Below are 24,560 nucleotides of genomic sequence, written 5' to 3' on the forward strand. Positions count from 1 at the left end.
TCGTTCGATTGCCACAGGGCAGTTCCTTGACGTTTTGTAGCAGCTGATACAGTATCTTAGGGTGTAAGCCCGATAAACATAGACCGAAGTTAAGCGATAATCGCTAGAGCACCCTGGTTGAATCTATGAAAAAAATAGAAGCTATCATTCGTCCCTTTAAGCTTGACGAGGTCAAGATTGCCCTGGTCAATGCGGGTATCGTGGGCATGACTGTGTCTGAAGTGCGCGGCTTTGGTCGCCAAAAGGGGCAAACTGAGCGCTATCGAGGTTCTGAGTACACCGTTGAGTTTTTGCAAAAACTCAAGATTGAGATTGTCGTAGAAGAGTCTCAGGTCGATACGGTGGTCGATAAGATCATTTCTGCTGCTCGCACGGGTGAGATTGGCGACGGCAAAATTTTTGTTAGCCCGGTAGACGAAATTGTCCGCATTCGCACTGGCGAGAAGAATACTGAGGCTGTCTAGGCTTCTAGGCAATGCCTCGACCCCAGGCGCGGCTCTAGCTGCGCCTTTTTTGTGTCCATCTTTCTGCGCTCACTCTAAGGCTCCGATCGCTTGTCTATGCCGCCGCTGCTTTCAGATTTTGACTCCACAGAAGCGTATATTCAGACCCTGCTAGAGCCCTTTGGGCGATTTGGGGTAGAGCTGGGCCTAGAGCGCATTCAGCGGCTTTTGGACAGGCTAAACCGCCCCCAAGATCGAGTGCCGCTAGTGCATGTGGCGGGTACCAATGGCAAGGGGTCGGTGTGCGCCTATCTGGCGGCGACGCTGGCGGCAGCGGGCTATCGGGTGGGTCGCTACACATCGCCCCACCTGGTCAGCTGGCGTGAGCGCATCACCGTGAATGGACAGCCCATTGCCGCCGCCCTGCTGATCGAGCGGCTGCGTCAGGTGGTAGCGGCCATTGACCCAGCTCAGCCCTCACCCACCCAGTTCGAGGTGTTTACCGCCGCTGCCTGGCTCCACTTTGCTGAGGAAAAGGTTGATCTGGCGGTGATGGAGGTGGGCTTGGGCGGTCGGCTTGACGCCACCAACGTGGTCGATAAACCCCTGGTCAGCGTGATTACCTCCCTCAGTCGTGAGCACTGGCAGCGTCTAGGCCCCACCCTGGCCGATATTGCTCGCGAAAAGGCGGGGGTGCTCAAGCTGGGCCAGCCGGCGGTGGTAGGGCCGCTGCCCCCTGAGGCGGCGGCGGTAGTTCAGGCCCGGCTGGAGGAGCTAGCCTGTCCGGTGGTCTTGCCTAATCCGGCGGTAGCTTTGGGCAATGGCCTGGCCCGCTACGGCAGCGGGAACGATGAAGTGACCTTTCCCCTTGCCCTGCTTGGCGATCACCAGCTGGTTAATTCGGCGATCGCGATCGCGACCTTGCAAACCCTACGCCGCCAGGGCTGGGCCATCTCTAACCAGGCGATCGCCGAGGGCATGGGGCAAACCCGCTGGCCGGGGCGGCTGCAATGGGTGACCTGGGGGAGAGCACCCGATCAATACCCCCTGCTGATCGACGGCGCCCATAACCCTGCCGCCGCCCTGGTGCTGCGCCAGTATGTCGATACCTGGTGGGCCAGCCATCCCGAGGCCTCCCAGGGCACCGCCTGGCTGATGGGAATGCTGGCGACCAAAGACCACAGCGACATTTTTGCCGCCCTGCTGCGTCCGGGAGACTCGCTCCATCTGGTGCCGGTGCCGGGCCACGAGTCGGCAGCACCGGAGGATTTGGGGGCGATCGCCAGATCAGTCTGCCCTGATCTAGCCCGCTGCGACGTGCACCCCTCCCTCCGAGACGGGTTAGAGAAGCTGGGGGCCACCCCAGCCCCGCTGCGGGTGCTCTGCGGGTCTCTCTATCTCATTGGCCACTACTTAGCCGCTGAGACCGATGTAGCTCTGTAGGCCTTGCTACGGCGGCCCATTGAGAGCCGCCGATTGAGAAAAGCCCTTTGCTGTGGGGGCAAACTACCCGGCGATGACGAAGTTCACGAGCTTGCCGGGCACCACGATCACCTTCTTGATCTCTTTGCCCTCCAGATAGCGCTGGGCGGCCTCTGACTCGCGGGCAAACTGCTCCAGCGCCGCTTTGTCAGAGTCGGCGGGCACTTCCAGCGTGCCCCGCGTCTTGCCCATGATCTGAACCACCAGGGTGATCTCGTCTACCACTAGGGCACTGGGGTCAAAGGCAGGCCAGGGGGCGCGGTGAACCGAGTCTGTGTTACCCAACTGGTGCCAGAGCTCGTCGGCCAGGTGGGGGGCAAAGGGGGCCAGCAGCAGCACCAGGGCGCGAATGCCCTCGGCGTAGACTAGGGAATCCTTCGATGGCGAATCGGTCAGCGCGTTGCTGAGCTTCATCAGCTCTGACACAGCGGTGTTGAACTGGTAGTCGCCGTCGATGTCTTCGGTAATCGCCTGAATGGCGGTGTGGATGGCGCGGCGCAGGTTTTTTTCATCTTTGGAGAGATCGGCGGTGGTATCCCCGGCGGGCGCACCGCTGGGCGCCCCTACATCGGGGTTTTGGGCGATGTATTCGGTTACCAACCGCCAGACGCGGTTGAGGAAGCGGTACTGGCCCTCCACGTCGGCGTCATCCCACTCCAGATCCTTCTCGGGGGGCGCTTTGAAGAGAATGAACATGCGGGCGGTGTCGGCCCCGTACTTGGCCAGCACCGATTTGGGGTCCACGCCGTTGTACTTAGACTTCGACATTTTTTCGTAGAACACCTCCAGGGGCTCACCCGTCTGGGGATCGACAGGATGCGCCGGATCGGCCACATCCTCGGGGGCGACATACTTACCCGTTTTGGGATTTTTGTAGGCAGTGTTTTGCACCATGCCCTGGGTCAACAGTCGCTCAAAGGGTTCATCGCAGGCGACCAGGCCGCGATCGCGCAGCACCTTGGTAATAAACCGCGAGTACAGCAGGTGCAAAATCGCGTGCTCAATGCCGCCCACGTACTGATCCACCGGCATCCAGCCGTTGGCCTGGGCCTGGGCAAAGGCCGACTCGGGGTTCTTGGCATCGGTATAGCGCAAGAAATACCAGGACGAGTCGATAAACGTGTCCATGGTGTCGGTTTCGCGCCGGGCGGGGCGATCGCAGGTGGGGCAGGGTACATTTACCCAGTCACCCAGCTGGGCCAGCGGCGACGCACCGCGCCCGGAGAACTCCACATCCTCCGGCAGGGTGACGGGCAGCTGGTCGTCGGGCACCGGCACAATGCCGCACTCGGGGCAGTGCACCACCGGAATCGGCACCCCCCAGTAGCGCTGGCGGGAGATTAGCCAGTCGCGCAGGCGGTAGTTTGACTCGCCCTGGCCCTTGCTGTTGCTCTCTAACCAATGGATCGCCGCTGCTACGCTCTGCCCCTCGCCCTTCCCAGCGGGAATGCCATCCAGGGGGCCAGAGTTGACCATCACCCCATCACCGGGCCACGCCTTGGTCAAGGTATCGCCATCGAAGGATTCTCCCTCGGGCTGCACCACCACCTTAACGGGCAGGGCAAACTTGCGGGCAAACTCAAAGTCGCGTTGGTCGTGGGCGGGCACCGCCATAATCGCCCCGGTGCCATAGCCCATCAGCACATAGTCAGCGATCCAGATGGGGATTTTGGCCCCGTTCACCGGGTTCACCGCGTAGCTGCCCGTCCACACCCCGGTTTTTTCGCGGTCTTCGGCAGTGCGATCGATCTCGCTCTTGGCGGCGGCGGCCTTGCGGTAGTCCTCCACGGCGGCGACGCGATCGGGCGCGGTGAGTTTCTCCACCAGGGGATGCTCGGGCGACAGCACCATAAAGGTGGCTCCCCAGAGGGTATCGGGCCGGGTGGTGAAGACGGGCAGGGCATCGCCGCCCTCAGTGGTGAATACCACCTGTGCCCCGGTCGATTTGCCAATCCAGTTGGCCTGCATGGTGCGCACCCGCTCGGGCCAGCCCGGCAGCTTATCTAGGTCTTGCAGCAGCTCTTCGGCGTAGTCGGTAATTTTGAGAAACCACTGGCGCAGCAGCTTTTTCTCGACGATCGCCCCCGATCGCCAAGACTTGCCCTCGCTATCGACTTGCTCGTTGGCCAGCACCGTCTGGTCGATGGGGTCCCAGTTGACCGCCGCCTCTTTTTGGTAGGCCAGCCCCATTTTCAACATTTGAATGAAAATCCACTGGGTCCAGCGGTAGTAGTCGGGGGCACAGGTGGCCACCTCGCGCTCCCAGTCGTAGGAGAGGCCCAGCTCTTGCAGCTGGGCGCGCATCTGGTCAATGTTTTGGTAGGTCCACTGGGCGGGGTGCACGCCGCGATCGATCGCCGCGTTTTCCGCCGGTAGACCAAAGGCATCCCAGCCCATGGGGTGCAGCACCCGATAGCCCTGCATGCGCCGCACTCGCGCCACTACATCGGTAATGGTGTAGTTGCGCACGTGGCCCATGTGCAGGTTCCCCGACGGGTAGGGAAACATCGACAGCGCGTAAAACTTCGGCTGGTCGAGGTTTTCTACGGCTTTGTCTAGCCCTTGCTCGGCCCAAGCCTGCTGCCACTTTGTCTCGATCTCTGCGGGGGAATATTTATTGGACTCCACGGTCCCTGGCTCCTACTGCTGCACTGGTGCGATGTTCCCCATCATAGCGACCTGTGGCGGCGGGGAGACAAGTTGGCGTGATGGAGTCAGAGAGTGAGCGAGTAGGGGAGCAGAAAGTTTTGGATGTTGAATTAAGGGCTTAGAAAATAAAGTACCAATCGCTGTCTTGCCTATTGGTGCATTCGCGAAGCAATGCACCAATAGGGCATCAACGTTTCCGGGACTTTATTTAGACGCATGTCCTTAAATACCGCAAAAACTCAAAACTAAGAACTCAAAACTTTCCAGCGTTATCCCTTGACCTCATCGGCAAAGCTGGCCCGGCGCTTAAACATAAACGGCCCTGCCAGCGACCCCCACAGGTGCTCGTGGGTTTCGGGGTCGCGGCCTCGATCCCAGCTGATAAACTGGTCGGCGTCGATTTCAAACTCGCTGTCGAGGTAGGTGAGTTTGCCGTTGCGGGTGACCATACAGGCGTTGCCGGGTTCAACGGCTCCTTTAAACTTGGTGCCCGTCCAGTGGACGTTCATATTGCAGCCGGGGGTTTTGTCAAAGTGGTCGGTGGTGAGCTTGGCGAGCCGGTCGAGATCGCGGGAAGCGCCGTAAAACGCTTCGGCATCCTTTACCGTGTAGTTTTCAATCAGAATGCGATCGCCCTGGGCGCTGAGCTTCATGCCCCGTGCTCGGTAGGGCTGGTTGAGCTGAAAGTCGTAGGCTTGCTCGATGTAAAAGCCCGTGCCGCCGAGTATCTCTGGGGCCAGGGGGCGCATGCAGACGCGAATGTGGGCAAACAGCGGCGGGTTGTCGAAGGCCTGCTGTTGGTTGCTAAAGTCGGCCGCCATCCAGCGGGCCAGGGTGTGAATGTCGGTGGCGTGGGTCATGGATGGGTGTCGCAAGCGTCGTGGTAAGGTTGACCCTAGTTTACAGGGTTGACGAGAGCCCGTCAGAAAAGACCGCGATGAAAAAGCTGCACCTAGCACTCTCCTCCGGTGATATTGCTGCTTCTGTGGCAGATTATTCTGCCCGTTTAGGGTGCAGCCCCACGCTGGTGATCGCCGGTAGCTACGCTCTGTGGCGCACAGAGACGCTGAACCTTTCAATTCGCCATGTCCCGGAGGTGGCACCAGGGCAGCTGCGCCACCTGGGCTGGGAAGATGACGAGGCCGAGGCGTTTACCGCAGAGGTGGATGTCAATGGCATTACCTGGGAGCGCTTTGCAGCTCGCCACCAAGCTGAGGAAATTCAGGCCGCTTGGCCGGGGACGGATGCTTGTGGCGAGGGCGACAAAGCCACCCCTGAACCCTAGCGCCCCTGATCCGATCGCTGCAATCTACCCCTTCTCTGTCGAACTTGCCTTGAGCTCAAGCCCTTTCGACCCGTTAGCTTGACCCGCTAGTTTTGTGAAACGCCGACATTTTCTTCGCTATACCGGTACCGGTGCCCTGGCCACTGGGTGGCTTGGCCAAACCACCCAGCTGCTGGCCAGCCCCAGGCCGCTGACGCTGCGGGCCTATTTGCCCAACGGCGACCCCTTGCCCCGGTTTGAGCTCAACCGCCTCTACTTTCTAGACCTTGATGATGAACCCATTCTCCACCCCGATCGCACCGTAGAGGAGGGCGTGCTGGTCTCACAGTCGCCGCCGTTTCCCTTTGCGGTGGCGCTGCAGCTGCCCGTCGATGGCTTTGGCGATGTCACGCTCTACGCCGACAACCGGGGGCGGGGCTTTTTGCCGGGGGAGGATGTGCCGGTGCTAAATGGGGCGTTTGCGCGCGATCGCCTTTACCGGGTCGCTACCGCCTGCGATCGCTGGCAGCGCCAGGGCTATGGGGTGCCCCAGCGGGTGCGCGATCGCCTTCACCAGGCCCAGGGCTATCTCAGCCAGGCCGACCGAGCCACTGACCTGCAAACCCAGATTTCTCTATGGAACCAGTCTCTGGTAGAAAGCCTCTGGGCTGGCGAAGACATGGCCCTCAGCCGCGCTCACCAGCGGATTGGGCGCACCCCGCCCCGACGGGAGTTTCAGCTGGGCTGTAATGCCTTTGGCCACCCCGGCCTGAGGCCAGACTACGATCGCCACTTTGAGGCCCTCTTTACCAGTGCCACCGTGCCCTTTTACTGGCGGCCCTTTGAGCCCGAGCGCGGTCAGCCCGACTATGCCCCGGTCGAGACCCAGGTGGCGTGGCTCCAGGGGGCGGGCATTGTTCCCAAGGGGCATCCGCTCGCCTGGTTTCACGAGGTCAGCGTGCCCGACTGGGTGCGATCGCTGCCCTACGAAGAGGTCAAAGCCGCCCTGCACCAAAGAATTGTCGAGATTACCCGGCGCTTTGGGTCTCGCATTCCCACCTACGACGTGATCAACGAAGCCCACGATGTGCCCTGGGGCAACGAGCTGGGCTACGACCCCGATCAGTTTCTCGACCTCACCCGCATGGCCTGCGAGGCGGCCAAAGAGGGCTATCCTGCGGTCAAACGGGTGGTCAATAGCTGCTGCCTGTGGGCGCGCAACGTGGCCATCTACGGCCCACCCCAGCGCAGCCCCCTCCGCTATCTCAAGGCCTGTCTGGCGGCGGGCATTGACTTTGAGATTATCGGCCTTCAGCTCTACTACCCTGACCAAGATATGTTCGAGATCGATCGCATGCTCGATCGCTTCACCGCCCTGGGCAAACCCATCCACATTACCGAAATGGCGGTGTCGTCTAACACGGGCACCGACGACACCTCGCAGCTGGGCGACGCCCTAGGCCAGTGGCACGCCCCCTGGAGCGAGGCCGTTCAGGCCGACTGGGTCGAGCAGATCTACACCCTGGCCTACAGCAAACCGGCGATCGAGTCGGTGAGCTGGTGGGATCTTTCTGACCAGAGCACCTTCTGGCCCTTTGGTGGCCTGCTCAATCGTCAAAACCAGCCCAAAGCTGCCTACTACCGCCTCCAGGGGCTGAAGCGAGTCTGGGGCCTGGTCTAAAACGTCATCGGGGCGATCGGCTCAATGTCAGGGTCGTGGCCACCCACCTGGCTGGTGCGCAGCACCCAGGCTGAGGCACCGTACTTGAGAAACCTGTGCACCACCGTGTCGCTGGCCTTGCGCGGAAACACCGTTCGCCAGCTGCCCAAACCCATGACCAAGTTGCGAATCGGCTCATCTTCGATGGAGCTGCCCAGGTTAAACTCGTTGGTCTCCCAGGCGGGGCGCAGGCCGCCCAGGGGTTGCAAAACGCCCTTGAGGTCTTGGCCAAAGGCCGCGAGCTGCTGCAAGGCCGCCGCCTGGTCGGGGTTGTCTCGATTTGAATCTCGCAGGGCGTCGGCGTGGCGGGTAAGACTGTCGCTGGTGCTCAGCAGGCTGGCAAATAGCGCTTGGTTAGAGTCTTGGGAGCAGTTGTTAGACGGGCCGACAAAGGTGCCCCCGGTGCCGTCGCCAATGCGGTAGCGGGCAGTCATGGCCTGGAGGTGGGCCTCCATGCGCACGAGGGGCGATCGCTTTTCGCCATCAAAGTAATAGTCGCGGCTGAAGGCGTCGAGCTTGACCACAATGTCGCAGGTGGGGCGGGTGCCCAGCCAGCCCCGCTGGCGATCGCCCTGGTATCTCGACCAGTGAATCGTGCCCGCAATCAGCCCGTCGATGTTGTGGGCATAGACCTGGTAGTAGCGCATCTCGAACCGCCGCTCGTCGGCTAAGGGGTCGTGCACCACCTCGGCCCGCCCGTAGGCAAAGTGGCCAAAGAAAATTGGGCTAAAGGCAGCGGGTTCTTTTTTATGGCCGCCAATGCCGCCGTAGTTGTGGAGAATGAGGGCGCGATCGCCCACCTGCCACTCGTCGATCGCCTCTGCGATCGCTTCGGGCCGACCGTTATCCCGCGCTGTGCAGAGCACCGACCCGACCCGGCCCTTTTGGGCCACCACGTCGGCCCACGACTCTTGGCGAATGTACCGGTAGGCCGACTTGGCCCCGCCAAACACCACCCGCTCCGGCTGGAGGCGAAACAGAGCCCTGGGGCCGAGGGCTTGCACCACAAAGCTGCCCTCAGCATTCTGCGCGCCGTAGATGTACCAGCCCGACTCGTTGTAGGGCGATTTTTCTAGATCTTTCGTCGTAGATGGGTCGCTGCCATAGACCTCCATGGTCGCCACTGGGGGCAGGCTCACCCATTCCTCAGGGCCATCAAAGGCGCGGCTAGCCCGGTTAAAGTGCCGGGCTAGCCAGCGATCGCCCTCCCCTGGCCCCGCAAACTGCACCAGACCGTAGTAGCGCCCGGTCACCTCCATGGGCTGGGTGCTGATCCGCAGGGTCACGCCGTTTTTCTCCAGCACCACCTGGGGATTTTCCACCACCACCACCATGTCGTCGCCGGGCAGCGACCCGGCCAGCGACTCTAGCGGGTCGACCCGCAGCCAGTGGTTGAGCCGCACCGGGTTGATCACGCCGCCAAAGCGGCTGGCGTACTCGGCATCGGCGCTAAAGTGCACATCGTGGGTGACCGCCTGCACTAGCTTTTGGGTAAAGGGGTTGTCAGACCAGCCCAATTTCACCACCTGGCCCACCAGCCCCCGGTGCTCCGTCGGCGCATGGTGAATCTCGTAAAAGCAGCCGCCAAACCGCTCGGCCTTGGTGGGCAAAATCAGCCGCCCCACCCAGTCGCCAATGGGCCGGTAGAGGGCCGGGTCAGGGTGGCGATCGAGGGGGTAGCTCTGGTGCTGCACCAGGGGGTTAGCGGCAAAAATATCGTAGTTGTTGGCTGTGCTCCCCCTTTCTAGCTGAGCCTCTAAAATTTCGCCCCGCAGAATGGCGTTGATGGTGTCGATGGTTTGCCCTAACGAACTGCGACCATCGGGCAGCACCAGCTTGGGGTCGAGAATGCCCCCCGGCACCTGGTGCCCCACCGGCCCCAGGGAAACAAAGCTAATCTTGCCCCGCCGCTTAGCCCGGTTCCAGTAAGACAGCGGAAAAATCTTCCAGCGGCCCGGAAAAATCTTGGTGCCAAACTTTTCCACCACATCTTTCTCGCCCGACAGATGGTAGAGGTGCTCTAGCTTGAGAATGTTGATGTTGGCGCTCATCACCCCACCCAAAGAAATCACATCGATGGGGGCACCCAGGGCGCGCTTGAGGTAGGGGGCGCTGGCGCAAGACATCTGCCCGCCGCCGCTGTAGCCGATTAGGGTCACGGGGGTGCCACTGCCAATCTGATAGCCATTTTTGCTCAGGCCGTTAAACACCACCTGGGCAATGCCCTGGTTATAGAGCGGGCCATAGCGCTTGTCGGCAGACACCCCCACCACCAGCACGTTGCGAATGTTGACTAGCAGCCCCAGCACGCTCATGGGGTTGGCAAACCGCAGCTTGTCGGCGTAGCGCCACAAAAACGACAGGGGGCGATCTTCGTTCAGGGGCGCATTCATCACTGAGTAGGGCATAATGCCGCGAATCAGCGCCACATCCTGGGGCAGGGTAGGGGCCAGGGTGTCGAGAAATTCTTCGATGTCGGGCAGGTACTCAAAGCTAGAGATGCCGATGCCGTCGAGATACACCACGTAGCGTTTGATCTGGCTGGTGTCGGCCACAGGCTCGGCCAGCTCACCCGCGTTGACGGTGGTGTTGACCTCGTCGTCGTACCAGCCCGCCCACCAGCCCAGGGTTTCGAGGGGGGCCAGCAGCCCCGCCACCACCAGGGCGACCAGGCCAATCCACACAAAGTTCAGCACCAGCTGCACCAGGCTGGGCAGGCTACCCACCCAGCTAAACCACCACTCGCGAATGGGTCGCAGCAGCGCCAGCACCACCACCGTGAGCACCGCCATCGCCGCCAGCCCCAGCAGGGCTTTAAAGCCGATGCCCAGGCGCTTGGCATTGGGGCCAGGGTCAACGGCGATCGCCGTTGACCCTCCTCCTGCCCCTGCCGCCGCCAAAGGCGTTGGCTCTCCAGTCACCGCCGCCATCACATCGCCCTGGTTGAGGGCGGTGATCCGCTGGGTAAACTCGTCTTGCCAGCGGGTCGGGGTATCGGCCAGGCGATCGCGGTAAGACTGAGTTAAGTCGCGGCGATTGGTGACCAGATCGACCCCCGCCGCCTGGTTGGCAATGCGCTTGCCCAGGCTAGCAATGGGGCGACCCACGGTGCTTTGCAGCACTTGCAGCAAAATCCAGCCCAGGGCCACATAGCCAAAGGCACTGCTGATAGGGAGGTTGGCGATCGCCCCAAAGCCCACCACCATGGCCAGCAAATGCCACACCGACAGCACATTGAGAATGGGGACACCCAGGTAGGGCAGCGCCCCTAAAAAGCTAAACAGTAGCGGCGCGTAGGCTGCCCCCAGCACCGTCACCAACTGCCCAAAGGGCAGACTCTTGGCCCAGGGAGCTAGGGTAATCAGCCAAGTACTTAACACCAGGGCCAAAAAGCCAAAGGCAAACAGCACCGCATTAATCGCCAGGCTAATCACAAACCGAGCGGGCCGCACCTGGTTGACAAACAGAATAATGCTCTGGCCAATGCCCTGGGAGAGCCCCGCCAGCACCACCAGCAGCAGCGCCAGCCCTTCACCCGCTGGCACCGTAGTGGCAATGCGAAACGCCTCGGCATTGAGGGCGAAGACATACCCCAGCACTTCCCAAAAGCGATCTAGCATTGGCCCGGCCTAAAAGACGTGTTGAAATTCTACGTTAGGCCCGAGGCAAAACTGACACCGTTAGGCTAACTACAGGATTTTTAATGGCCTTGAGACAAGGCATTCCTAGACCACAGGACAGGGTGCATCCCCCGTTTGCAAAGTCGGTTCCCTCATCCCCCAACCCCTTCTCCCAAGGGAGAAAGAGAGCCGGATTTCAAAGTCCATTTCCCTTCGGGAGATGGACTTTGGGTGTAGCTTGATGCCCGCAGGGTGGGTTACATAACTTGAATGCACCCCACAGGACATCTTTGGTTATCTAAAAGATCTGAAAAGGCATAGCGTGCTGGTTGACGGGGCCAACCAGCACGCTATGCGCTAAATCTCTAGTCAGCAGACAGCTGCATGGTGCCGCTGCCAAAGGCGAGGTCAATAAATAGATCGCCGCCCTGGAAAAAGTAGATGGCCGAGTTGCTCAACGCCTGGGTAAAGTCGTTGCCCAAAGAGCCTTCGGGGCAAGCGGCCAAGGTAGTGGCAATGGGGCCTATTTCTAGCTGGCGGTCTTCGGTGGTGGTAAAGGTGCCGCGCCCTCGGTTGCAGTCGGCCTGCACCGCCAAAGTGCCGTCACCCATAAACTCAACGGTGTAGTTTTCGGGCGCATCGGCCACTAGGGTCGTGTCGTCGTTAAATCTAATCTGCTGAAGCTTCCACAGGGTACCTACCAGGGCCGGTGCTGGCTGGCTCGAAAACTGCATAGTGCCGCTGTCAAACTTCAGGTCAACAAACAAATCTTCGCCCTGGAAAAAGAAGAGGTTGGAGTTGTTTAAAGCCTGTAAAAACTGGGGGCCAATGCTGCCTTCGGGGCAGGCGGCTAGGGTGGTAGGCCCGAGGGTAACCGATAGGCGCCCGTCGGGTTCTTCGGTAAATTGACCGATCGCCCGGTTACAGTCAGCCTGCACCAACACCTCACCCTGCGGGGTAAATTCAGCGGTGTAGTTCTCGGGTGGGTTGGCCGTCAGCAAAGCACCATCGCTCATCTGAATCTGCTGCAGCTCCCAAACAGTGCCGGTCAGTGGCGGCACCCCAGGGCCACTGGAGGGAGAGACACAGGCGGTAGTGCTGAGTAAAGCCGTTGAGGCGATCGCAACAAGAGCAGCTGAGCGATTGAAAGCCATACAATCCACCACACGTTATAAATGAAAGAACAGACTGAAGATAAAAGTTGTTTTGATTAAAAACCGGTCTTCAGTAGAGAAACTGGCTTAAACCAGCTATTAGTCCCACCATACTTACAACATTGACCTGAGAAGATCAACTCCAAAAACGTGTAGTTTTCTATAGCTATGCCGGGAGACAAGCAGTACTCTAGAAGGCGTTGACCCCAGAGGTTGACCCTTTCCCACCGGCTTGTTTTTGTCGGTCTGTCTTTGAGTTATGCCTAACGCTCCCATCTATGGTTGCCGCTGCTCCCGACCCCTTGCCCTTGCCCCCCGGCAGTTTTGGTTTGCCCCTCTTGGGCGAGACCCTCAGCTTTTTGTTTGACCGCAACTTTGCCCACAAGCGCCGAGCCCAGTACGGTGACATCTTCAAAACCCGGCTGCTGGGCCGCCCCACGGTAGTGCTGATGGGCGCTGAGGCCAACCAGTTTGTGCTCTCGACCCATATGGATAGCTTCTCCTGGCGCGACGGCTGGCCCGGCACCTTTAGCGAACTACTGGGCGAGTCGCTGTTTTTGCAGGAGGGCGATGAGCACCGCCGCAACCGTAAACTGCTCATGCCCGCTTTCCACGGCCCCGCCCTAGCGGGCTATGTGGACACCATGCAAACCCTCACCGAGCGCTATGCCCAACAGTGGGCCGAGCGGGGCCAGTTCACCTGGTTTGAGGAGATGAAGCAGCTTACCTTTGACATCGCCAGCACCTTGCTGCTGGGCAGCGCACCGGGGGGCGAGACGGCGCAGCTCTCCCACTGGTTCACAGAGCTGACGGCGGGGCTGTTTTCGCCCCCGGTGCGCTGGGGCTGGACACCCTTTGGCCGCGCCCTCAGGGCGCGGGACAGCCTGCTGGCCCACATTGAGCAGGTGGTGCAAGACCGCCAGACCCACCCGACCCAAGACGCTCTCGGCCTGCTGGTGCAGAGCGAAGACGAGGAGGGCAACCGCCTCAGCCTAAATGAAATCAAGGTGCAGGCGCTGCTGATGCTATTTGCCGGCCACGAGACCACGACCTCTATGCTGACTTCGCTGGTGATGGCGCTGGCCCAGCACCCCGAGGTGTGGGAAAGGGCACGGCAGGAGCAGATGGCGCTGATGGCCACGAGCGCCACCGTCACCCTAGAGCAAACTCGTCAGATGCCCTACCTCGATCAGATCGTCAAAGAGGTAGAGCGCCTGTACCCGCCCGTGGCAGGGGGCTTTCGCGGTGTGGTGAAGGCATTTGAGTTTAACGGCTACCGAGTGCCGGAGGGGTGGATGGCACTCTATCGAATTGATGCCGCCCACCGGGATGGGGCAATTTTCACCGACCCCGACCGCTTTGACCCCGACCGCTTTGGCCCCGATCGCGCCGAGCACAAACGAGCCGACTTTAGCCTGGTAGGTTTTGGCGGTGGCCCCCGCATTTGCCTGGGTCTGGCCTTTGCCCAGCTCGAAATCAAGCTGGTGGCGGCTCACCTGCTGCGCCACTACACTTGGGAACTGCTGCCGGGGCAAAACCTCGCCATGAACCCGGTGCCCACCCTGAGACCGCGATCGGGCCTCAGAGTGATCTTTAGAGCGTATTAACCATATTTGCTCGGCGGGAACCTAGAGACTGTCTATGGCGTCAGCTTAAATTTGGCTGGGCTAGGTCTGTTATGCCAAATTTTCCTTGGCTACCCCCGATTCAGCAGGACAAACAACCGTTTGCCCCTACGGTTTGGCCTTTTGGGAATCGGAGTTATGGGACTCAGATTTGCCCTGAAAATAGATCGTTATGGTTGGGGGTGCCGCTCTAGCGGCATGGACGATTGGTATTAGATCTGATCTGGCTAAGCCTCTTTGACTTTGTTGTGCCGAGCCTTACCACGCAGGTTTTCTTCGCCGCTCTGTCTCTGTTGGCGGCTATGATATGGGGCGCTACCTTAGGGCAGCAGCATCTTGGTAGCGGCGTTGTTTTGTATTGACTACTTTTGCCCATGGCCACGACCGCTTCGCCCTATCTCCAGCCCGAGTCTAGCCCCCTGGGGGGCCGCTATCGGCTGATTCAGCCCCTGGGGCAGGGGGGCTTTGGCCAAACCTTTCATGCCCAAGATCTACACCTGCCGGGGCACCCGCTGTGCGTGGTCAAGCAGCTCAAGCCTCAGGTCACCAGTGTAGAAGAACTCCAGACGGCGCGGCGGCTATTTGACACCGAGGCCCAGACCCTCTACAAGCTGGGGGCGCACCCGCAGATTCCGGCGCTGCTGGCCCACTTTGAGGAAGCTCAGGAGTTTTACCTGGCCCAGGAATATATTCAGGGTCATGCTCTTGCGGATGAGCTGGGTGCTCCCTGGAGCGAGGCCCAGGTGGTGGCGTTGCTGGGCGATCTGCTGGGGATTTTGGCCTTTGTTCACAGCCATGGCGTCATTCACCGCGACCTCAAACCCTCGAACTTGATTCGCCGCGATCGCGACAACCGCATTGTGCTGATCGATTTTGGTGCGGTCAAGCAGGTCAGCACCCAGGCCACCGCCCTGCGCTCTGGCCTCAGCCACACCATCTCCATTGGTACCCAGGGGTATATGCCCAGTGAGCAGGTAGCTGGGCGACCCCATTTCAGTAGCGATGTCTATGCTGTTGGCATTTTGGGCATTCAAGCCCTGACTGGGTATTCGCCAACGCAGCTGCCTCCTGACCCCCACAGCGGCGAGCTAGACTGGCAGCGCTATGCTCCCCAGACCTACCCGGCGCTGCTGGATATTTTGGATACCATGGTGCGCTACGACTTTCGCACCCGCTATGCTACTGCCGCTGAGGCTTTGGCGGCTTTGAGAGGTTTGCCGCCAAAGCTGAGCCAGTATATTCCAGCGATCTCTCCGGGAATCGCCACCCCCGACCAGGCTACCCCAGCTACCCAGGCCAACCCTACGGTAGCCGTGGGTCGCCGTCGAGACAGAACCCAGCTCACCGCCCCCCAAACTCTCCCCCAGACCCCAGCCCGGCGACGAGAGCAATCCTCATCGCCCGCTCTCTGGCTACCGCTGGTGGCGGGATCTGCGGTAGCGATTTTCGCCCTTCTGGGCTGGCAGATGTGGCGCTGGGCCGCTGCCCCCGATGCTGAAACCCCGCCCGTAGCAACGACTCCTGCGAATGAATTGCCCCAAAACGCTGAGCCTGAGCTAGAAGCGACGACCCCGCCCCCTGAAGCTGCGGCTGAAGCCCCTGCCGTCGAGCCTGTGTCACCGGTTCCCCCGCAGCCAGAGGTTACCGCTGTTCCAGAACCCACCGCAGAAGCCGATGACTCGTCTGCGCCATCGCCAGCATCGGCTAACGAGCTGACTCCTGAGGCGGCTCAGGCGACGGTGAGCGCGCTCTATGGCCATGTGTCTAATCAGGCTTGGGATGCGGCGCGATCGCAGTTTGGTGGCTCTCTAGCCCAGCAGTTTGACCCCGGCTTTTTTGCCCAGTTCGATCGCGTCTCGGTCGAGAATCTGCGGGTGACTGGCCAGAGCGCCGACACCGTCGAGCTGTTGGGCGAAAACACCTATGTTTACCCCGACGGCTCGACCCAGCGAGAGCAGCGCACCTTTACGGTGCAGATGCAAGACGGCCAGCTCCGCATTGTCGCCTCTAACTTTAGAAGCGTGTTGCAGTCGCGGTAGCGCTGTGGATAACGAAGATAGCTATCGCCGCGTCCGCCGCCAGGCCGTCACCCAAACCAATCTAGAGATTTCGGTGTTTCCAGAAACCTGTCAATATTCGCTAGATCTGGTATTGACAGAAGATTGGCTGCCTGAAGGTTAGCTGCATCAGGGCAGTTTGGCTCTCAGATTTCAGGCCGTCCATTCATAACCCAAAATTTGCCGTAGGCTGAATGCATCAGTCTTGGTATCGGAAACAACTTTATTATGCCCATGGTTAAACCAGCGTTTCGTTTTTCTGCATTGCTACCCCTGGGGCTAACTCTGCTGCTGACGACAGCCGCCTGTACCCGTACCCCAACGGCCCCCGAGGCCAACGGCACAGACCCCATGGGCGGTGCCGTTGACCCCGCCGTCATCGACCCCGCCCCCGACGACCAGCTTGAAGACACCGAATCGCTCTTAGCTCTCTCGGGCGAAGGGCTTCAGCTGGTGGGCGATCAGACCGGCTCTACCGTACCGGTTGCCTTTGGCACCGAGATGGCCCTGGTGGCCGATGCCGTCACCAGCATTTTGGGCGAGCCTCTAGAATCGGGCGACAACGACGAATGTGGCTCTGGCCCGCAGACCATTACCCAGTGGCCTAAAGGTCTGGTGCTGCACGCGGCTAGCGGTGAGTTTATCGGCTGGTCAGTCAGCCCCGATGCCGATGCCACCCTGACCACCATGGCCGGGGTAGGCATCGGCTCTACCCGCAGTGAATTAGAATCTGCCTATACCGTTGAGGTGATGGAAAGTTCCCTCGGTACAGAATTTTCCACGGGCGACCTATTTGGCATTCTCAGCTCCGCTGAACCCGATGCCACCGTCGATTATCTGTGGGCTGGAATCGTGTGTAATTTCCGCTAGATCGTGCGTTAACAGGCTCCGTCAACGCCCATAGAGTAATAGAGCGCTTGAAATAGCCACAAAAAAGCCGCCCTGACTCAGGACGGCTTTTTTGCTAATCAAGCATGGTGGGCACTGCCCACCCTACAGCTTTGGGGATCAAGGCGGATGCATTGCTTCGCCAATGCATCCTGTGGACTAGACCTGACTTAGTAGTCGAAGTCGCCGCCCATGCCAGCGCCAGCGGGAGCGCCTTCTTTAGGTTCGGGCAGGTCGACCACGATGCACTCGGTGGTCAGCACCATACCAGCGATGGAGGCCGCGTTCTGCAGGGCAGAGCGGGTCACCTTGGCGGGGTCAACAATACCAGCGTCAAACATGTCAACGAATTCACCGTTGGCGGCGTTGTAGCCGACGTTGAAATCTTTTTCTTTGACGCGCTCGGCGATCACCGCACCGTTTTGACCGGCATTCTGAGCAATGCGCATCAGAGGCGCAGCCAGGGCGCGGGCGACGATCGCAGCGCCAGTGTGCTCTTCGCCAGTCAGGTTAGCCTCTAGCCAGGTGGTGAGGTCGGGCACCAGGTGGGCCAGGGTGGTACCGCCGCCGGGGACGATGCCCTCTTCAACCGCAGCCTTGGTGGCGTTGATGGCGTCTTCGAGGCGCAGCTTGCGATCTTTCATCTCGGTTTCGGTGGCGGCACCGACCTTGATCACGGCCACACCGCCGGAGAGCTTAGCCAGGCGCTCTTGCAGCTTCTCCTTGTCGTAGGTCGACTCGGTTTCGTCGATCTGGCGACGAATCTGCTCACAACGGGCCTTGACATCCTTCTCGTTGCCTTCGGCGACGATGGTGGTGGTGTCTTTGGTGATGGTGAGGCGGCGGGCCTGACCCAGCATGTCGAGCTTGGTGTTGTCGAGCTTGAGGCCGGTGTCTTCAGAGATCACCTGACCGCCGGTCAGTACGGCGATGTCTTCGAGCATGGCTTTGCGGCGATCGCCAAACCCAGGAGCCTTAACGGCGGCCACATTCAGCACACCGCGCAGACGGTTGACCACCAGGGTAGCCAGGGCCTCTTTCTCAATGTCTTCAGCGATGATGATCAGGGGACGGCCAGAGCGGGCGACTTGCTCCAGCACGGGCACCAGATCCTGCACCAGGGCAATTTTCTTGTCGGTGATCAAGATGTAGGGCTCGTCGAGCACCGCTTCCATGCGCTCGGTGTCGGTGACGAAGTAGGGAGAGACATAGCCCTTGTCAAAGCGCATGCCCTCGGTGACCTCCAGTTCGGTGGTCATCGACTTGCCTTCTTCCAGGGAGATGACGCCTTCGCGGCCCACTTTCTCCATGGCTTCGGCGATCATCGCGCCCACTTCTTCGTCGTTACCGGCTGAGATGGAACCCACCTGAGCGATCGACTTGGAGTCGCCAACGGGGCGGGCGTGCTCAGCAATTTTCTCGACCAGGTAAGCGGTGGCTTTGTCGATGCCGCGCTTGAGGGAGATGGCGTTGGCGCCGGCAGCCACGTTGCGCATGCCCTCTTTAACGATCGCATGGGCCAGCACGGTAGCGGTGGTGGTACCGTCGCCAGCGGCGTCGTTGGTTTTAGAAGCCGCCTGACGAATCAGGGCCACACCAGTGTTCTCGATGTTGTCTTCGAGTTCGATTTCTTTGGCGATGGTGACGCCGTCATTGACGATTTGGGGGGCACCAAATTTCTTTTCGAGCACCACGTTGCGGCCTTTGGGGCCGAGGGTGACGGCCACAGCCTCAGTCAGAATGTCCATGCCCCTTTCGAGGGCGCGACGGGCGTTTTCGTTGTAAACAATGCGCTTAGCCATAAATTCAATATTCTCCGAAAAGAAGACGAGAGGGGAATGTGAAAACGTGAAGGGAATTTAAGAGTCAGAATTTAGGAGTTCAGCTTAGTAGGTTGGGTGAAGCGTTAGCGGAACCCAACAAAACCTGGTATGGCTGATGGTGGCCACTGTCCACCCTACGGATTGCCTAGAGAGCACCCGCACAACATCCCAAATTCAAAATTGATTTAGCCGAGTACGGCGAGGATGTCTTTTTCAGACAGCAGCACAAACTCGTCGCCGCCCAGCTTAATGTCGGTGCCGGCGTACTTGGAGTAGAGCACCTTGTCGCCAATTTTGACTTCCAGGGCTTGACGGGTGCCTTTGTCGTCGGTTTTACCAGGGCCTACGGCGGTGATTTCGCCCACCTGAGGCTTTTCCTTGGCGGTGTCAGGAAGCAGAATGCCGCCAGCAGTGGTCTCTTCGGACGCACTTACTTTAATCAAAACTCGATCAGCTAGGGGCTTTACGCTAGATGCCGCCAAAGTGATAGCTGCCATACAATGCTTCTCCGGGTTTGCTATTAAGACAGCGCCTGGGGGAATTGCACTCGGCCCCACTCAGACGCATTACACAGGTTTTCGGAGCTTAGCACTCGCAAGCTCCGAGTGCTAATCTACGGCGGAACGGGGGGCGATCGCAATGAACGCCCTTGTACGGGTTCCCGAACTGGGGAGAGTGAGGGGGTAGGAAGTGGGGGAGATGGGGGAAGTGTGACTTACGGGTCAAGATGGAGGGCGAATTGTTTGGAGGGGTGCGATGACTGCTTTTGCAAATCTCAAGGTGTTGCTGCCCGTGCTTACCAGCTTTTTGTTTGCTGGCAGCTTTATAGCGGGCAAATACACCACCGTGGAGCTGGGGCCGTTGACCACCACCCTACTGCGCTACGCGATCGCCCTGGGGGTGCTGGGCCTGCTGATTTACCGCAGCGATCGCCCCAGCAAATCTCTCACTGTCGCCCGCGACCACTGGGGAGCCATGGCGCTGCTGGGTCTGTTTGGGGTGGTGGGATACCACTATTTTTTCTTTCTCAGCCTGCGCTACACCGCCACCGCTAACACCGCCATTATCAACGCCTTTAACCCGGTGCTGACAGGCATTATGGCGGCTCTGTTTATTGGCGAACGACTGACTCGCCGCCAGTACGGCGGCATTGTGCTGGCCCTGCTGGGGGTGCTGACTCTGCTGACGCGGGGCAACATTACCACTCTGCTCACCCTAGAGCTAAACCGGGGCGACGGGCTGATGCTCTGTGCCGTGCTGTGCTGGGTGGTGTATTCGCTGATCATCAAGCAGCTGAGCCAGTGCTACTCGGGGTTGACGATTACCTTTTATGCTGCGGTGGCGGGGGTGGGGCAGCTGCTGGTCTTAGCTTCTCTAGAGCGCTGGTGGGGGCAGTTAGGATCGCTGTCTGGGGCGTCGTGGATTGCGATCGCCTACATGGGGGTCGCCGCCTCGGGGGTGGCCTACCTGCTGTTTAACCTCAGCATTCAGCAAGTTGGCCCCACCCGTACGGCTAGCGTGGTCTATAGTCTGGTACCGATCTTTGTGGCGGGGCTGGCCTGGCTGTTTTTTCGAGAGCCGCTGACGGCAGCGATGGTGGCGAGTATGGGGCTCATTTTGCTGGGGGTAAATGTGGTGTTCAGTCAGCCCAAAACTTAAGTCTCTCGCTCCACTCTCAACCCAGGCCAAACTCAGGAAACTCGGCTTGAATTTGAGGTGCTATCTGGGTAGCGATAAACTGATTGAGATTCGACGTAGGATGGGAGCCATCGGTAAACGCAAAAGATCGTGAATCTAAGTTGCCTGACAAACCTGTGGGTCGAGTTAAGTAATCTAGATAAGAAACTTCCTTAACTAGAGTTAGCCCTGCGCCAATCACCGACTCTTCCCAAGCCGCTTCACCCCTTTCAAAAACATCGATTCCATCGATTACCATGACGTTTTTGATCGGGTCGTAGCCACCTTGCTGGCCTTTCAAATAATCATCAATATCATCTAAGAAGCCAACCAGAGATTGATTGGCTCCACCAAAGATATTGCTGCCCAGCAAATCATCGAACGTCGTTGAAAACCTAGTCTCTGACAATAAAGTAGAGCCGTAATCTATAGCCCGAGCAGAGAAGCCTTCTAGAGCATTAATCGCTTGGCCCGCCTTGTCGCCCATGGTCTGGGTGACATCATCAAACAAAAAGTTATTGCATCTCGGATCGGGACTATCGTAGGTGGCAATCAATCGAGCATTAACCTCGGCGGCCACACTAGTTAAAAACTCTCGCGTTTGGCCCGCGTAGTCACCCGGCAGCAGCGCATCAACTGCGCTATCTACTTGAATAGAAAAGGGTGAATCTCCTAGTTTTGACAAGCCAAAAATAACGATGTCATCTACATGATTCTCAAGGCTGGCAATTGCAGCATATATATTCCCTACTACCTGTGTAGCCAGATCGTTTTTTAGAGCGTTGTCGTCGTCTTGGCTAGGTGTCAAAAGCATGCTAGCAAAACTATTTATGTCAACTAACGCCTCGAATACATCGTTGCTGCCCGCACTAAAAATAATGTCTGGCTTCGCGGCCTTAGCCTCAGGAATTCCGATAGAGGCCAGATCTTGTGTAAACAACGCAATTTGAGATTGTACGCCCACGGGAAACATCTCTAAACCATTGCCTGCTGAGCCAAATACTCCCGTCGTAGCGCCAGCAACAGCGTAGTTAATATTTTGTGTTAGGGGGTTGAGCGTAGGCAGAGCGGTGGGCAGCCTAACACCAAGCGCTAATGAGGTGGGATCGATATCTAACTGAGCCAGCACGGCTTCGCCAAGCACGAGGCTATTGGACGCTTTGCCCCCGGTATAGGGAGGATCAAAAAAGGGAAGATCAGGAAATGGAACGATGCCAAAGGGAGCCAAGATATTGGTTAGATTTCCAGTATCGAGCAAACTATCGCCTAGCAAAGCAATGGTCATGGCTTCTGGGGGCTCATAAAGACATGCTCAATCTTGAGAGAGACAATAGTGAGAACACAAGCAACAGACACATATATTAAACATGCAGAGCACAGGCAAGCTGTATATTTACCAGCGCCTCCCTTTCAAGCGCCTCTAGCGACAAAAAGTTAGCCCGCCGAGAGGCCACTCGTTAGTGATCGCTCGGCGGGCTGCATTCTAATAGATGATTTAGGAACCGTCTGGGGTGGTTGATTAGCCGAGGGTTAGTAACTTTCTTCGGGGGCGACGGTGTGCAGGGCCAGGTCGTGGTTGGCTCGGTTGAGGCGATCGGCGATCGCCTTGCGCATTCTCAGGCTGATTGTCTCATCGGCTAAGACTTCTTGGGCTTCTTCACGGTACTCAGCTCCCTGCACCGTATCGGCCTCGTCGATGTGCTTTAGGTGCTCAAGTACGTCTCGGGGAGTTGTCATGGTGCGTATCCTTTTAGGTGACTGTGGCCCTCAAGGCAAAAATGCCGGGCCAGGCTTGCCTTCATTGTCCTTGAGCATCTGGGTAACGGCCACCTCTGGGGCTGAAGCTTTACCGCGCGATAAGGTTTGTTGTGCTTCGCAATAGAGCGTTGCACTTAGCGCCAGCGAAGGTTTACTGAACTGCCCTCGTCAGGATCCATTAAATTTAACTTTAGCAATCAATACTATCTTGGAGAGGGTCTCTCTACCCGTGGTTAACAATTGGACGTTTCTGCCCCCATAGCCCCTTTCAGCCCCTAGGCTGATGGAGTAGAGGATTATGATTTTGGGGGAGAGTTAAGCATGGAAACTGCTGCCAACGGCGCGATCGCGGCGGCGTATTTCATCATTCCCCTGACGCTATTGCCGCTGCTGTTGACCGCCAAACGCGACATCTGGCTCAACCTGCTGGTGCTGACTGTGTTTGTCTTTAGCTGCGGTGTCGGTCACACCCTCAGCGCCATGCACCTGCACAGCACCCCCTGGCATTGGGTGACTGCCGGGGTGTCGTGGGCGGCGGTGGTGGTGCTGTTGCGCAGCCAAAGTCGGCTGCGCTACCTGGGCGAAACCTTTCATCTGCTAGAGGCTACCTGGGATCAAGCGCTGACGGGTAAGATGCTCTGCGAGCGCAGTGGTGACGACTTGACCCTGCTGAAGCTCAACCCTGCCGCTGCCGCCATCACCAAAAACTTGATCAAACCGGGCGATCGCCTCTGCGAAAAAATGCCCGTCCACCGCCAGCAGGTCTACCCCTACCAGGTGCCCCTGATCGATCTCTACTTTGAGGCACTGACATCGGGGAAACCCCAGCGCCTCGAATACCAGTACAAGGGTGAAATTTCGGGCTGGTACATGACCCTGGTCACCCCCATTGCCCCAGACCTGCTCTACATGACCTTCACCGAGGTCAGCGGTGTGATCCACGACCCGCTCACGGGCCTCTACAACCGCCGGGTGCTGGAGATGGATCTAGAGACCTGGGATGTCTGTCTGTTTATTGACCTCGATCGCTTTAAGCTAATTAACGATCAGCGGGGTCACCTGCTGGGCGACAAACTGCTCAAAGCAGTAGCGGCGGTGCTGCAAGACCACGCCCAAACCTACAACGGCATTGCGGTGCGAAATGGCGGCGACGAGTTTTTGCTGCTGCTGCCTGCCCCTGACTCATCCGAGTCATGCCTGACCCCGGCGGCGATTGCCGCCAGCGTCCTCAAAGATATTTTGGCCATTGAAACCGAAGGGGCCAGTGTGGGAGCTTCTATTGGTGTCTCTAGGGGCACCATCGACGCTTTTGAGGAGGATACCCCGATCAATCGGCTGCTCCAGGCTGCCGAGACCGCCATGCGAGAGGCTAAGCGCAATCGCTGCTCCAACGCGCCTGAGCACCACATCCAGCTTTGGAACTGCGACTTGGCCCAGCGGCGACTGCGCCAAATTACCCTCGAAGCCTACCTCGATCAGCGCAGCAGTGAGGCAGAGTTTTCTCTGGCCTACCAGCCTATCTGCCATATGGAAACTGGAGCCATTGTCGGAGCCGAAGCTCTCATCCGGTGGGATTCGGCACGGCTGGGTCGGGTATCGCCCTCGGAGTTTATTCCTGTGGCCGAGGCTACGGGCTTAGTCCACCGGATTAGCGATTGGGTGCTTTGCCATGCCCTAGAACAACTGAGCCAGTGGCAGGATATAGCCCCTCAATTCGCCCTTTCCATCAACATCAGCCCCCTAGAACTTGAGGACGACGACTTCTTAGACCGCATCATGCAGCGGGTCGCCGGGGCAGGCATTGCCAGCAACCACTTCGGCATTGAAATTACGGAGCGGGGCATCTACAGCAACCTGGAGCGCTACCTGAAGAGTTTGCAGGGTCTGAGAGACATGTCGCTGCGGCTCAAGGTCGATGACTTTGGCACCGGGCAGTCGGGGCTAGCCCAGCTGCTACAGTTTCGTTTTGATGAGGTCAAAGTCGATCGCTACTTTATTCCTACCAGTGCCCAAAGTCTGGAGAAGATGGCCATTTGCCGGGCGATCGCCAACTTGGCTGAGGGCATCAGCTTTAGCCTAGTGGCCGAGGGCATTGAGCAGACTGACCAGCGCGATCTGATGCTCGGCCTCAACTATCAGTATGGCCAGGGATACCTGTTTTCAAGGCCGATGACAGCCCAAGCGTTGACGGCCCTAATTAAAGAAGGGATTTGTCTGTCGCCCCAGTGAGAGAGGGGTGGGGTAATGGGGTAGGGAAGAAACGGGGGTGGGGATGTCTGCCTCAGAGGCTATTTTGCACGCCCCTGACTCACCGTAGTCTGATTGGCTACTGAGTTAAGCCATTACGGCCAGCCATACCCTTTCCCTAAAAAGCTGATAACTTGTAGACCTTTAGGGTCT

18 protein-coding genes are annotated in these 24,560 nt (G+C 58.9%); 10 read left to right on the top strand and 8 right to left on the bottom strand.

The window, feature by feature from the left end; genetic code table 11:
- Nucleotides 1-125: 125 nt before the first annotated feature.
- A complete protein-coding gene (locus tag AC0QKW_RS23785) occupies nucleotides 126-464 on the top strand; it encodes a P-II family nitrogen regulator (protein ID WP_473153591.1) in 339 nt (112 codons plus the stop codon).
- A 96-nt stretch (nucleotides 465-560) separates the two neighbouring features.
- Nucleotides 561-1,886 (top strand): bifunctional folylpolyglutamate synthase/dihydrofolate synthase, encoded by a 1,326-nt coding sequence (locus tag AC0QKW_RS23790; protein WP_473153592.1) that lies wholly within the window; start codon nucleotides 561-563, stop codon nucleotides 1,884-1,886.
- Between the two features lie 63 nt (nucleotides 1,887-1,949).
- Here AC0QKW_RS23790 and leuS read toward each other — a convergent pair whose 3' ends face one another.
- Nucleotides 1,950-4,553: a leucine--tRNA ligase gene (gene leuS, locus AC0QKW_RS23795; RefSeq protein ID WP_473153593.1), complete on the bottom strand. Its 2,604-nt coding sequence runs from the start codon at nucleotides 4,551-4,553 to the stop codon at nucleotides 1,950-1,952.
- Between the two features lie 290 nt (nucleotides 4,554-4,843).
- Complete coding sequence (locus AC0QKW_RS23800) at nucleotides 4,844-5,434, bottom strand: CpcT/CpeT family chromophore lyase (RefSeq protein WP_473153594.1); 591 nt, start codon at nucleotides 5,432-5,434, stop codon at nucleotides 4,844-4,846.
- A 77-nt stretch (nucleotides 5,435-5,511) separates the two neighbouring features.
- Between AC0QKW_RS23800 and AC0QKW_RS23805 the strand changes: the two genes are divergently transcribed.
- Nucleotides 5,512-5,859, top strand: a complete 348-nt coding sequence (locus tag AC0QKW_RS23805; RefSeq protein ID WP_473153595.1) for a VOC family protein — start codon at nucleotides 5,512-5,514, stop codon at nucleotides 5,857-5,859.
- A 94-nt stretch (nucleotides 5,860-5,953) separates the two neighbouring features.
- Complete coding sequence (locus tag AC0QKW_RS23810; protein WP_473153596.1) at nucleotides 5,954-7,519, top strand: endo-1,4-beta-xylanase; 1,566 nt, start codon at nucleotides 5,954-5,956, stop codon at nucleotides 7,517-7,519.
- Here the strand turns inward: AC0QKW_RS23810 and AC0QKW_RS23815 are convergent.
- Nucleotides 7,516-11,178 (bottom strand): CAAX protease, encoded by a 3,663-nt coding sequence (locus tag AC0QKW_RS23815; RefSeq protein ID WP_473153597.1) that lies wholly within the window; start codon nucleotides 11,176-11,178, stop codon nucleotides 7,516-7,518. The genes AC0QKW_RS23810 and AC0QKW_RS23815 overlap by 4 nt on opposite strands.
- 365 nt (nucleotides 11,179-11,543) lie before the next feature.
- Nucleotides 11,544-12,332 carry an META domain-containing protein gene (locus AC0QKW_RS23820; protein ID WP_473153598.1) on the bottom strand — a complete coding sequence of 263 codons (789 nt, stop codon included), beginning with the start codon at nucleotides 12,330-12,332 and terminating at the stop codon, nucleotides 11,544-11,546.
- Nucleotides 12,333-12,610: 278 nt separating this feature from the next.
- On the opposite strand from AC0QKW_RS23820, the gene AC0QKW_RS23825 reads away from it, so the two are divergent.
- The 4 genes from AC0QKW_RS23825 to AC0QKW_RS23840 all read left to right on the top strand — a co-directional run bounded on the left by AC0QKW_RS23825 (nucleotide 12,611) and on the right by AC0QKW_RS23840 (nucleotide 16,884).
- Nucleotides 12,611-13,939, top strand: a complete 1,329-nt coding sequence (locus AC0QKW_RS23825) for a cytochrome P450 (RefSeq protein WP_473153599.1) — start codon at nucleotides 12,611-12,613, stop codon at nucleotides 13,937-13,939.
- A 392-nt stretch (nucleotides 13,940-14,331) separates the two neighbouring features.
- A complete protein-coding gene (locus AC0QKW_RS23830) occupies nucleotides 14,332-15,996 on the top strand; it encodes a protein kinase domain-containing protein (protein ID WP_473153600.1) in 1,665 nt (554 codons plus the stop codon).
- Between the two features lie 4 nt (nucleotides 15,997-16,000).
- Complete coding sequence (locus AC0QKW_RS23835) at nucleotides 16,001-16,138, top strand: DUF29 family protein (protein WP_473153601.1); 138 nt, start codon at nucleotides 16,001-16,003, stop codon at nucleotides 16,136-16,138.
- A 110-nt stretch (nucleotides 16,139-16,248) separates the two neighbouring features.
- Nucleotides 16,249-16,884 (top strand): hypothetical protein, encoded by a 636-nt coding sequence (locus tag AC0QKW_RS23840; protein ID WP_473153602.1) that lies wholly within the window; start codon nucleotides 16,249-16,251, stop codon nucleotides 16,882-16,884.
- A gap of 188 nt (nucleotides 16,885-17,072) precedes the next feature.
- On the opposite strand, the gene groL is transcribed toward AC0QKW_RS23840, so the two are convergent.
- Nucleotides 17,073-18,704, bottom strand: a complete 1,632-nt coding sequence (gene groL / locus AC0QKW_RS23845; RefSeq protein WP_473153603.1) for a chaperonin GroEL — start codon at nucleotides 18,702-18,704, stop codon at nucleotides 17,073-17,075.
- Nucleotides 18,705-18,910: 206 nt separating this feature from the next.
- A complete protein-coding gene (groES, locus tag AC0QKW_RS23850; RefSeq protein ID WP_190694526.1) occupies nucleotides 18,911-19,222 on the bottom strand; it encodes a co-chaperone GroES in 312 nt (103 codons plus the stop codon).
- A 259-nt stretch (nucleotides 19,223-19,481) separates the two neighbouring features.
- Between groES and AC0QKW_RS23855 the strand changes: the two genes are divergently transcribed.
- Entirely contained in the window at nucleotides 19,482-20,384 is a 903-nt protein-coding gene (locus tag AC0QKW_RS23855) for a DMT family transporter (RefSeq protein ID WP_473153604.1), read from the top strand.
- A 16-nt stretch (nucleotides 20,385-20,400) separates the two neighbouring features.
- Here the strand turns inward: AC0QKW_RS23855 and AC0QKW_RS23860 are convergent, their stop codons facing one another.
- Nucleotides 20,401-21,687 carry an SGNH/GDSL hydrolase family protein gene (locus AC0QKW_RS23860; protein WP_473153605.1) on the bottom strand — a complete coding sequence of 429 codons (1,287 nt, stop codon included), beginning with the start codon at nucleotides 21,685-21,687 and terminating at the stop codon, nucleotides 20,401-20,403.
- A gap of 245 nt (nucleotides 21,688-21,932) precedes the next feature.
- Entirely contained in the window at nucleotides 21,933-22,139 is a 207-nt protein-coding gene (locus AC0QKW_RS23865; protein ID WP_473153606.1) for a hypothetical protein, read from the bottom strand.
- Between the two features lie 342 nt (nucleotides 22,140-22,481).
- On the opposite strand from AC0QKW_RS23865, the gene AC0QKW_RS23870 reads away from it, so the two are divergent.
- On the top strand, nucleotides 22,482-24,389 hold the full coding sequence (locus tag AC0QKW_RS23870; protein WP_473153607.1) for a putative bifunctional diguanylate cyclase/phosphodiesterase: 1,908 nt from the start codon (nucleotides 22,482-22,484) through the stop codon (nucleotides 24,387-24,389).
- Nucleotides 24,390-24,560: the final 171 nt, after the last annotated feature.

The organism is Pseudanabaena sp. PCC 9330, from assembly GCF_055795045.1.

Excerpts from the sequence above, each read along its gene's own strand:
- AC0QKW_RS23825 (WP_473153599.1), top strand. The coding sequence starts at position 12,611 with ATGGTTGCCGCTGCTCCCGACCCCTTGCCCTTGCCCCCCGGCAGTTTT.
- AC0QKW_RS23865 (WP_473153606.1), bottom strand. The coding sequence starts at position 22,139 with ATGACAACTCCCCGAGACGTACTTGAGCACCTAAAGCACATCGACGAG.
- AC0QKW_RS23815 (WP_473153597.1), bottom strand. The coding sequence starts at position 11,178 with ATGCTAGATCGCTTTTGGGAAGTGCTGGGGTATGTCTTCGCCCTCAAT.
- AC0QKW_RS23790 (WP_473153592.1), top strand. The coding sequence starts at position 561 with ATGCCGCCGCTGCTTTCAGATTTTGACTCCACAGAAGCGTATATTCAG.
- AC0QKW_RS23820 (WP_473153598.1), bottom strand. The coding sequence starts at position 12,332 with ATGGCTTTCAATCGCTCAGCTGCTCTTGTTGCGATCGCCTCAACGGCT.
- AC0QKW_RS23785 (WP_473153591.1), top strand. The coding sequence starts at position 126 with ATGAAAAAAATAGAAGCTATCATTCGTCCCTTTAAGCTTGACGAGGTC.
- AC0QKW_RS23800 (WP_473153594.1), bottom strand. The coding sequence starts at position 5,434 with ATGACCCACGCCACCGACATTCACACCCTGGCCCGCTGGATGGCGGCC.
- AC0QKW_RS23860 (WP_473153605.1), bottom strand. The coding sequence starts at position 21,687 with ATGACCATTGCTTTGCTAGGCGATAGTTTGCTCGATACTGGAAATCTA.
- AC0QKW_RS23870 (WP_473153607.1), top strand. The coding sequence starts at position 22,482 with ATGGAAACTGCTGCCAACGGCGCGATCGCGGCGGCGTATTTCATCATT.
- AC0QKW_RS23805 (WP_473153595.1), top strand. The coding sequence starts at position 5,512 with ATGAAAAAGCTGCACCTAGCACTCTCCTCCGGTGATATTGCTGCTTCT.
- groL (WP_473153603.1), bottom strand. The coding sequence starts at position 18,704 with ATGGCTAAGCGCATTGTTTACAACGAAAACGCCCGTCGCGCCCTCGAA.
- AC0QKW_RS23840 (WP_473153602.1), top strand. The coding sequence starts at position 16,249 with ATGGTTAAACCAGCGTTTCGTTTTTCTGCATTGCTACCCCTGGGGCTA.
- groES (WP_190694526.1), bottom strand. The coding sequence starts at position 19,222 with ATGGCAGCTATCACTTTGGCGGCATCTAGCGTAAAGCCCCTAGCTGAT.
- AC0QKW_RS23830 (WP_473153600.1), top strand. The coding sequence starts at position 14,332 with ATGGCCACGACCGCTTCGCCCTATCTCCAGCCCGAGTCTAGCCCCCTG.
- AC0QKW_RS23855 (WP_473153604.1), top strand. The coding sequence starts at position 19,482 with ATGACTGCTTTTGCAAATCTCAAGGTGTTGCTGCCCGTGCTTACCAGC.